The following is a 9,726-nucleotide window of genomic DNA, read 5'->3' on the forward strand; positions in this document are numbered from 1 at the left end:
GGGGGACAGCACCGGCAGGCAAACACCCACGTCAAACACGTGTTCTAAAAATTGTGCCCCCGATAGTGTTGACCGTCGCGGGGCGGCGCGCTTTACTGGATGCGTGAACTTAGAACAGGTGTTTGTTTATGGCTGAGTTGGTTCCAGCCTCCGCCCTGCGGGGGATGAGTACCCGCGACCGGGTGAATCTGCTGGCGGGCAAACTGCGGGACAGGGGTGTCACTGTCATGGGCGGTGACATTTCTTCCGTGCCCGGGGATGGTGCGGCAGAAACCTCATTGCGGGCTGTTGACGGTAACGGTGCAGGTGGTGGTATATCCGCTCGGGCGCGCAGTGGTGTGATCACTGATCCGTGGACGATCGGCGGGGTGTCCGGGGCCGGTGTGGTGCCGGTCCCCCCACCGCTGGCGGGACTTTTTCCGGGAGGGGGTCTTCCGCGGCGGAAAATCACCGTCTGCGGTGACTGTCCCGGACTGGTGGTCGAATTTATTGCCGAAGTTATCCGTGACGGCGGTTATGTTGCGGTGGTCGGCTGGCCGGGGCTGGTGTATGCACAGTTGGTCGAATACGGGCTTGATCTTGAACATCTTGTTCTGGTGCCTGATCCGGGCGCCCACCCGCTGTCTGTGGTTGCTGTGCTGGCCGAAGGCATGGATCTGGTGGTCCACCATGCCGCCGGGGGAACACCGGGGACAACAGTGTCGCTGTCACCGACGGCGGCAGGCCCGCTGACCGCGAAAATGCGCCGGGGTACGGCGGCTGTTGTGGTGGTGGCAGGCACTGTGCCATCCCGGGCGGTATCCATTGACGCACAGGTCACCGGCTACAGCGGTATTGGTTGCGGTACCGGCCGGATTGCCGGTGTGTCATTGCATGTGGCCGTTGCGGTGACCGGCCGTGCCCCGGTGGGGGTGGATGTCACCGTCGGTGCCGGCGGGGTGTCTGTTGGCGGCCGAAGCGGTGCCGGGCAGGACACCGATCACCGGCTGGCGGTGGGGTAGGGCAGGTAAAAAAACAGGGCCACCCGCCGGCCGGGCACATGGAGCGGGAACCACAAGTGGCAGCCGCCGCCCGGCCCCGGGGCCGGGCGGGAGGGCGGGTATTTTTTAGCGGAGGTGGGGAGCAGATGACACGGGTGATGGCTTTGTGGTGGCCGGATTGGCCGGTGCACGCGGCACGTCTGGCCGGGCATGCCGGGCACGGCGAGACGGTTATTGTCACCGGCCGCGGATCGACACTCCACCGGGTACGGGCCTGCTGCCCGGCCGCCCGCGCCGCCGGGGTGCGGCGGGGGATGCGGCTGCGGGAAGCCCGGGCACTGGTGGCCGACTGTGTGGTGGCTGCCACCGACCCCGATACCGAAGAACTTCTTTTCGAAGACATTGTCTCCTCCCTGAACGGGGTGACGTTTTCGGTTGAGGTGTGCCGGCCGGGCCTGGTGGTCATCCCCGTCGATGTTCCGGCCACCTATTTCGGCGATGAGGACACCGCCTGCCAGAAACTCATTGACGCGGCGTCGTTTCCCGGGCTGGATGTCAGGGCCGGGATAGCCGATGAGATAACCACCGCAATCATCGCCGCCCGCACCTCGTCGGTGGTGCCGCCGGGTAAATCACGGCAGTTTCTGCAGCCGGTGTCTGTGGGGATCCTGCTCGACGAGCAGTCCTTCGATATCGATGTCCCCACGGTGAAAAACCTGCAGTCGGTGGGGGTGAATACGTTCGGTGCCCTGGCCGCGATCAGTGAAACAGCGGTGTCGACCCGCTTCGGTAAAGCCGGTGTCGACTGCCACCGCATTGCCGCGGCCCGCACACAGCGCGCCGTGGCCCCGCCACTCGGGCCGGAGCCGCCGACGGTGACTGTGATACCGGAGCAACCGGTGACCCGGGTGGATGAAGCGGCGTTCATCGCCCGGGGGCTGGCCCAGAAACTCCACCGGAAACTCGCCGCGGACAATCTGGTGTGCCAGCGGCTGAAAGTAACCGTGACAACGGTCTCGGGACAAGACACCGGGATATGTGAACGCTACTGGCGCACCCGGGAGCCTTTGACCGAGCAGGCCATCGCCGATCGGGTGCGCTGGCAGCTGGACGGCTGGATCACCAGCCGCACCACCGCCACCGGAGGAAAACCCGGCACCAGCAGCCGGACAGATGTCGGGATCACCTCGTTGACCCTGGAGCCGCTGGAATGCGCGCCACCGGATGCCGGTGACGGACTGTGGTCGGTCAGCCGCGGCAACGGGGCATCCGCCCGCCGGGTGGCCGCCCGGGTCCAGTCGAGTCTGGGCATGGACAAAGTACTGGCACCGGTGGCGGTCGGCGGGATCAGCCCGGTGGAGCAGGTGGCCTACACCACCTGGGGGGAAACCGCGGACACCACCACTGCCGGTATGCCCGCAGGAGCACAAGCGGGAAAGAAAACACGAAACCGGACACCCGCCGCGGGGCCTCAGCCCGAGCCGCCGACGGGACTTGTGGATGTCCCGGCTGCAGCAGATGATTCAGGTGCTGTCACCGACTTGCGGCAGATACCGCGGCAGGTGGTTGATGTCACCGACTGTGCGGACATGCCGCGGTGGCCGGGGCGTATTCCCGGCCCGCACCCGGCCCGGCGGGGTGGACAGGCAGGCCGGCCGGATGGCCGGGTGGAATTGTTCGGTGCTGGCGGGGCACCGGTGACGGTGTCCGCGGAAGCCCTTTTGTCATGTGCCCCTGCGGTGATCTGCTGGCAAGACAACCGGCTGCCGGTGACCGGATGGGCCGGGCCGTGGCCGGTGGACAGCAACTGGTGGACGCCGCACCCGGTGCATGCCGCCCGCCTGCAGATCACCGCGCAGGAAACCGGTGGCGGTGGCGCTGGGCACGCGCCGCCGAAAGCCTGGCTTTTGCTGTGGAGCGGCGGCTGGTGGTGTGTCGAGGCCTGCTACAGCTGACAGCTGGACCGGCGGGAAAACAGCGGATCAAGCGCGTGGTCTACCGTTTGAGCACATCGATGACCAGCCGGGTCGGATTGTCCAGCAGATCCACCGAGTAGGGACGCCGGTCGCCGGTGATGCCGATGACGAAGGAATGCCGGCCCTCGAAGATGCCGGTGTCGGCGATTTCGGTGATGATGGAGTCGGGAAGCTGCCTGGTGGAGAAATCCTGCGGCACCATATCGTCCCGGAGCGTGAAAGCGATGCCGTCGATATTGACGTCCAGGAAACTGTCGCCGGTGATCTGCACCGGATGCCCGCTGCCCGGATAGGAGGGGGCGTCGGTGTAGGTGATAAACCAGCTCGGCTTCCCGTAGCCGGTCAAGTCGAAGACCACCCTTTCGAATGTCGGGTGGTCGCCGACCCGGATATTGTCCACCATCAAATCCGCGGGTTCGTTTTGCCGCCTGGTTTTTTCTTCCTTGTCGGCGTTGCCCAGCGGCATCAGCCCACCCGGGGCCGTGGTGTTGTCCACGGTGACCGTGGTGGCAACAGGGGATACGACCGGGGAGACAACTGTCACGGTGGTGGCGGTGGATGACCCGCCGCCGGCGGCGCAGCCGGCCAGCAGCCCGACGGCACCCAGCATGGCGGCCACCGGAATCAACCGGCTGGAAGACAACAGGTAACTCATATCCCCCAGCCTATAGCCACCAGGTTGTCCGCCGGGTGATCCCGCACCGCGGCAACCGCCGGAACACGCCATTGGCCGCCGCTTTTTACCGGGGAACACCTGCGGCGGGGGCGTGGGCCGGTAAAAAACCTGCCCCGCCGGGGGAAAATATCGGGCGGGGCAGGATGGGGGAGGGGCTGAAAACATCAGCCTGCGGCCGGGCTAGCGGCGCATGATCTTTTTCGACAGCCAGTTGCCCAGCAGCTGGGCGATCTGCACGATGACGATGATCGCGGCGGTGGCCACCAGGGTGACCGGCCACTGGAAGGCCTGGTAGCCGTAGGTGATGGCGAAAGAACCCAGGCCGCCGCCACCGATGTAGCCGGCCATGGCGGACATGTCGACCACGGCAATGAAGATGAAGGTGTAGCCCAAAACCAGCGGACCGAGGGCTTCCGGGATGATCACCGAGGTGATGATCTTCAGCGGTGAGGCGCCCATGGCCCGGGCGGCTTCGATGACACCGGGATCAATGGCCACCAGGTTCTGCTCGACGATGCGGGACACGCCGAAGGTGGCGGCAATCGACATGACGAACACCGCCGCCTCGGTGCCGATGGTGGTGCCCACCACCGTTCTGGTCAACGGGCCGACGGCCGCAATCAAAATGATGAAGGGGATCGGCCGGACGAAGTTGACGATGAAGTTCAACACGTTGTAGAGCGCTTTGTTGCGCAGCACGCCCTGTTCCCGGGTGGTGTAGAGCAGGGTGCCGACCACCAGGCCCAGAAAGCCGCCCACCAGCATGGTGATGGAGACCATGTACAAGGTGGTGGTGACAGCCTCATAGAAGGTCGGCCGCAGGTTGTCCCAGTTCGCTGCCGCGTACAGGAGAGTATCGGGGTTGTTCATCGGATGATCTCCTCGACGTCGGTGGTGGTGCTCAACTGGTCGTAGAAAGCTTGGATGGCGGTGTCGTCACCGGTCAGCCGCACGGTGACTTTGCCGAAGCTGTGGTGTTTGAGGGTGGTGATGCCGCCATGGACGATATTGATCGACACTCCCGCCAGGCGGGCTGTCGCGCAGGCGGAGAAAAACCCGGAATCCTCGGTCAGGTTGACGGTGAACAGCCGGCCGGCGCCGGCCAGCAGCTCATCGGCTTCGATGACATCGGGGGTGTTGCGCAGGGTGGTGGCCACGAATCTGGCCGCCACAGGGGTTTTCGGCTGGGAGAACACGTCGTAGACCCCGCCGAATTCGACGACCCGCCCGTTTTCCATGACCGCGACTTTGTCGGCGATCGACCGCACCACATCCATCTCGTGGGTGATCACCACTATGGTGATGCCCAGCTCGGCATTGACTTTGCGCAGCAGCCCGAGCACATCCTGGGTGGTTTCCGGATCCAGGGCGCTGGTGGCTTCATCGGCCAGCAGCAGCGACGGGTTGGTGGCCAGGGCGCGGGCGATGCCGACACGCTGTTTCTGCCCGCCCGACAGCTGCTCGGGGTAGTTGTCCCCCCGGTCGGACAATCCGACGAAGTCGAGAAGTTCCGCCACCCGCCGGGCGCGTTCGCTTTTGCCCATGCCCGCCAGTTTCAGCGGGTAGGCGATATTTCCCGCCGCCGTCCGGGAGGTGAACAGGTTGAACTGCTGGAAAATCATGCCGATATTGCGGCGCAGGGACCGGATTTTTTTCTCCGGCATACCGACCACATCGGTTCCGTCCAGCAGCAGCTGGCCGGAAGTGGGGGTGTCCAGGCCGTTGATCATGCGGACCAGGGTGGATTTACCGGCCCCGGAGTAGCCGATCACCCCTAAAATCTCACCGGGTTCAACGGTCAGCGTGATGTCGTCCAGGGCGGTCACGGCTGAATCGCCGGAACCGAACACCTTCGTCAGATTCCGGAATTCAACCCGTGTGCCGGGGGAGTGTGCTGTGGTGGCCACGAAAACGCTCGCTTTTGTCTGTGGTGGGTTGGGTAACTGTCGCCGACGATGCGCCGGACGCACCGGCGGGTGCCGTCGTGGATGGGGATCACGCGATCATCGTCGAAAAAACCGGCCGGATGAACCGGCGCGCTGGGAGTGGTCCCCCAACGTTTCTCACCCCGCCCACCGGATATGCCGGCGGGCGGGGGAGAAAAACGGTGGGCGGGGTGTGTGCCCGACGGGGCTGGCATCACGCCACCGGAAAAAGGGGATTATTTGGCGGCCGTGAGTTTTTCCTCGAGGCGGTCGAGGATCGGCTGCAGCTTGTCACGGTCACCGGTGACCGGGACGGAGGTTCCCTTGGAATCTTCGTCGTTGGCTTTCTGCACCGGATCGGAGTGCCAGATTTCAACCAGCTTCAGGATGTTGGGGTCATCGGCCCGGTCAGGGGTGGTGACGAAGGCGTTGATGTAGGGTTCGGCCTCCGGGGAGGACGGGTCATCGGCGGCAACAGCGCTCTTGGGGTCGATGTTGGCCCGGCCGAGGAAGGTGTTGTTGATGATCGCCGGGCGGCCTTCGCCGTAGGCGGCCGGTGTCTGGGCGGCCTCCACCGGGGTGACGGTCACCTTCGAGGTGGCCGGATCAATATCCGAGGGGTTCGGGGTGAGCAGATCATCCTGCTTGAGGGTGACCAGACCCACCTGCTTGAGCACGTTGATCGCCCGGCCCTGGTTGGAGGAATCGGAGGGGATCACCACCGACTGCCCCTCAATGCCGTCCAGGGAATCGTGGTCTTTCCAGTACAAAGCCAGCGGCACGATTTCGGTGGCGCCCACCGGCACCAGATTGTCGTTGGTGCCGACGTTGTATTCGGACAAAAACTTCAGGTGCTGGAACAGGTTGGTATCGATCTGGCCCTCGGACAGGGCCTTGTTCGGGGTGGTGTAGTCGGAGAAGTTGACCACTTCCAGATCAATGCCCTGTTTTTCGACTTCCTGCTGGAAAACGTTCCAGGCCGACTTGGAGCCGTCGGTGGTGCCGATTTTGATGGTGACCTTTTCGGCGCCGCCGGTGGCTGAATCGGAGGAATCCGATCCGGAGCAGGCCACGAGGGAAGTGGCGGCAATGACGGTGGCGGCGGCCGCAGCGGCCAGTTGGCGGAGTTTCATGGGTGGTCCTCGTTCATTTTCTAGACAGAGCTTTCTAGTGACGGCTCATCAACCTACCCGGCACGGCCGATGATGTACAGCTCGGTCTAGTGGTGGTGGCGCCACTGGCTGCAACCGTTGTCATCTGGGGGTATTTCCGCGGGAAAATTACCGTAAAAACCCAGGTGTCGGTTGGTGTGCAAGTGTACTGTGTCACATAAAGGTTAGTGGTGTGAGCTTTGTCAACTGCCGGGGGCGGCGTTGTTTTCCTGTCCGGAAACCCGGATCGCACAACTGGTATTGAACTGCTTGGTATATATCGATTTCTTCTTTTTTCGGGGCCGGGGGAAGGGCTGTTTTTTGTCGGCGGGGCTGTGGCCGGTGATTCCTGTCGGGGGTGTGCGGCGGTGCCGGGGGTGGGGGACGGGCGGCTGTGGCGGCTGTGTGGCGGGTGGTTGGCCGATTGTGTCCGGAAGAGGATTGATCGCTAATATTTTCGATATGGGTGACAGTGTTGCGGGCATCGGCGTCAACGCATCGGGGCTGTCCTGGCGGCAGCTGCGGCAGGCGTATGAGGGAAAGCCCGTTTTCCCCGGCGGCAGCGGCGCTGCGCCGGGGGACGGTGGGGAGGGGGCATCCGTCCGCCGGCCGGGGGCCGGTGGGCCCGGCAGGAGTGAAACAGACGATGTCACAGCAGTGCGGCAAGACCATCCGGTGCCGTTTGCTGAGCTGTGGGCGCTGTCCTGCTACAACTTTTCCGGCGGGGCCAGTGAGCCGGAACAGCTGGTGTCCCGGGCGGTGCAGCTGGGGATCGGGGCGCTGGCTGTGGTGGACCGGGACGGGTTGTACGGGGCGGTGAAGTTTGCCGCCGCAGCCGGGCCGGCGGGTATCGACACGGTGTTCGGTAGTGAGCTGTCGCTGCCGGGTGGTGTGCTGTGTGTGCTGGCCCGCGGACCGGAAGGCTACCGCCTGCTGTCGAGGGCCATCGCCGACGCCCGGCTGGCCGGAAGGGGAAAAGACCGGGTGGCCTACCCGCCGCTGGATGTGCTGGGCCACCACGCCCACGGGCACTGGTATGTGCTCATCGATGCGGTGTGGGCGCCCCGGGCGCAGACCCTGGTGGAGGCGTTTGGCGCCGAGTGCTGCGTGGTGGTCAAAGAAGCGACCATGACACCGGCCGATGCGGACAATCATGCACTGCTCGACGGTATCGCCCGGCGGCTGAAACTCCCGGTTGTCCTGTCCTGCCACCCGACTGCCGCCACCGCTCACCAGGCCCGGCTGGCGGCGGTCAAACAGGCCCTGGCCGCCAACCGCAGCCTGTCCGAGCATGCCCCGTATCTGCCGCCGGCCGGCGGGAGGTGGCTGCGCGGCAGCGCCGATCTGCTGCGGGCCTATCCCGGCTGTGCCGACCATCTGGCCACGGCAGCCGACATTGCCGCCGACTGTGCCTTCGATCTGGATGTGGTGGCGCCCCGGCTGCCCGATGTGCCCGTTGCCCCGGGCCACACCGATGCCAGTTGGCTGAGGGAACTGGTCAACCGGCGGACCCCGCGGCGCTACGCCACCCGCGGCCCGCAGCTCAGGCGGCGGGCACGGGAACAAATGGACAGGGAATTATCCGTGATCACCGGACTCGGGTTCGACGGCTATTTCCTCATTGTCACCGATCTTGTCGATTTCTGCCGGGAGCACAACATTTTGTGCCAGGGGCGGGGGTCGGCGGCCAACAGTGCGGTCTGTTTCGCCCTGGGGATCACCAATGTCGAGCCGGTGGCGGCGGGCCTTTTGTTTGAACGTTTCCTTTCCCCGGAACGTGACGGGCCACCCGATATCGACCTCGATATCGAATCCGGGCGCCGGGAAGAGGTCATCCAGTACGTCTTTGACACCTACGGCCGGGACAAAGCGGCCCAGGTGGCCACGGTCATCACCTACCGCGGCAAAGGGGCGCTGCGGGATGCCGGGCGGGTTCTCGGCTACCCGGCAGGGGCCATGGACGGGTGGGCGAAAAACACCCGTACCCCGCCCGATGATGTCGCGGCGATCGCCGGGCAACTTGTGGGCCAGCCCCGGCATCTGGGCATCCATTCCGGCGGCATGGTCATCTGTGACCGGCCGATCGCCGATGTGGTGCCGGTGGAGTGGGCGCGCAAGGACAAACGCACCGTTATGCAGTGGGACAAAGACGACTGCGCCGCGGTGGGGCTGGTCAAATTCGATCTGCTCGGTTTGGGGATGCTCGAGGCCCTGCACCACATGATCGATCTGGTGGACACCCACCGCGGCATCCGCATCGATCTCGCCGATATCGACCCGGATGAGCCGGCGGTGTTCGACATGCTCGCCAGAGCCGACGCCGTCGGGGTTTTCCAGGTCGAGTCGCGGGCGCAGATGAACACCCTGCCCAGGCTGAAGCCGAGGAACTTCTTCGACCTGGTTGTTGAGGTGGCACTGATCCGGCCCGGACCCATCCAGGGCGGCAGCGTGCACCCGTACATCAGAAGAAGAAACGGCCTGGAGGAAGTCACCTACGACCATCCCTGCCTGGAAAAATCACTCGGCAAAACCCTGGGTATCCCCCTGTTCCAGGAACAGCTCATGCAGATCGCCGTCGATGCCGCCGGGTTTACCGGCGCCCAGGCCGATGCCCTGCGCCGCGCCATGGGGGCGAAACGGTCGGTGGACAAAATGCAGCGGCTCAAACAGGAATTTTTCGCCGGATGCGCCGCCACCCACGGTATCGGCGGGGAGGTGGCGGGCACGCTGTGGAACAAAATGGTGGCGTTTGCCGCCTACGGATTCCCCGAATCCCACTCCCAGTCCTTTGCCGCCCTGGTCTACTATTCCGCCTGGTTCAAATACCACTGGCCGGCGGAATTCACCACCGGCCTGCTCAAAGCCCAGCCGATGGGTTTTTACTCCCCGCAGTCGCTGATCAGTGACGCCCGCCGCCACCATGTCACCATCCTGCCCGTTGACGTCAACGCCTCTGAAGTGCAGGCCGACAGCCCCGACGGCTGCATCCGCCTGGGATTGGATGCGGTCGGTGGGCTG

General features: G+C 64.8%; 7 protein-coding genes. 3 read left to right on the top strand and 4 right to left on the bottom strand.

Translation table 11 applies throughout. The annotated features are described in order from the left end of the window. The first annotated feature begins 128 nt into the window (after positions 1-128). Positions 129-1,001, top strand: coding sequence for a hypothetical protein (locus JZY06_RS05470; protein WP_207118963.1), 873 nt, complete (start codon positions 129-131; stop codon positions 999-1,001). 125 nt (positions 1,002-1,126) lie between these two features. Next, positions 1,127-2,935 (top strand): Y-family DNA polymerase, encoded by a 1,809-nt coding sequence (locus tag JZY06_RS05475; RefSeq protein WP_207118965.1) that lies wholly within the window; start codon positions 1,127-1,129, stop codon positions 2,933-2,935. 40 nt (positions 2,936-2,975) lie between these two features. On the opposite strand, the gene JZY06_RS05480 is transcribed toward JZY06_RS05475, so the two are convergent. From JZY06_RS05480 to JZY06_RS05495, 4 genes are all read right to left on the bottom strand, one after another. After that, the gene (locus tag JZY06_RS05480) at positions 2,976-3,611 is read right to left on the bottom strand and encodes an AMIN-like domain-containing (lipo)protein (protein WP_207118967.1); all 636 of its coding nucleotides are present in this window, start codon (positions 3,609-3,611) and stop codon (positions 2,976-2,978) included. Positions 3,612-3,812: 201 nt separating this feature from the next. Beyond that, on the bottom strand, positions 3,813-4,502 hold the full coding sequence (locus JZY06_RS05485) for a methionine ABC transporter permease (protein WP_207118969.1): 690 nt from the start codon (positions 4,500-4,502) through the stop codon (positions 3,813-3,815). Next, the gene (locus JZY06_RS05490; RefSeq protein ID WP_207118971.1) at positions 4,499-5,539 is read right to left on the bottom strand and encodes a methionine ABC transporter ATP-binding protein; all 1,041 of its coding nucleotides are present in this window, start codon (positions 5,537-5,539) and stop codon (positions 4,499-4,501) included. Before JZY06_RS05490 ends, JZY06_RS05485 begins: the two co-directional genes overlap by 4 nt. A gap of 254 nt (positions 5,540-5,793) precedes the next feature. Next, the gene (locus tag JZY06_RS05495) at positions 5,794-6,690 is read right to left on the bottom strand and encodes a MetQ/NlpA family ABC transporter substrate-binding protein (protein ID WP_207118973.1); all 897 of its coding nucleotides are present in this window, start codon (positions 6,688-6,690) and stop codon (positions 5,794-5,796) included. A 480-nt stretch (positions 6,691-7,170) separates the two neighbouring features. Here JZY06_RS05495 and JZY06_RS05500 point away from each other — a divergent pair. After that, on the top strand, positions 7,171-9,726 hold a 2,556-nt coding region (locus tag JZY06_RS05500; protein ID WP_242516660.1), incomplete at its 3' end, for an error-prone DNA polymerase.

The sequence above is a fragment of the Corynebacterium mendelii genome (assembly GCF_017307055.1).
Taxonomy (GTDB): domain Bacteria; phylum Actinomycetota; class Actinomycetes; order Mycobacteriales; family Mycobacteriaceae; genus Corynebacterium; species Corynebacterium mendelii.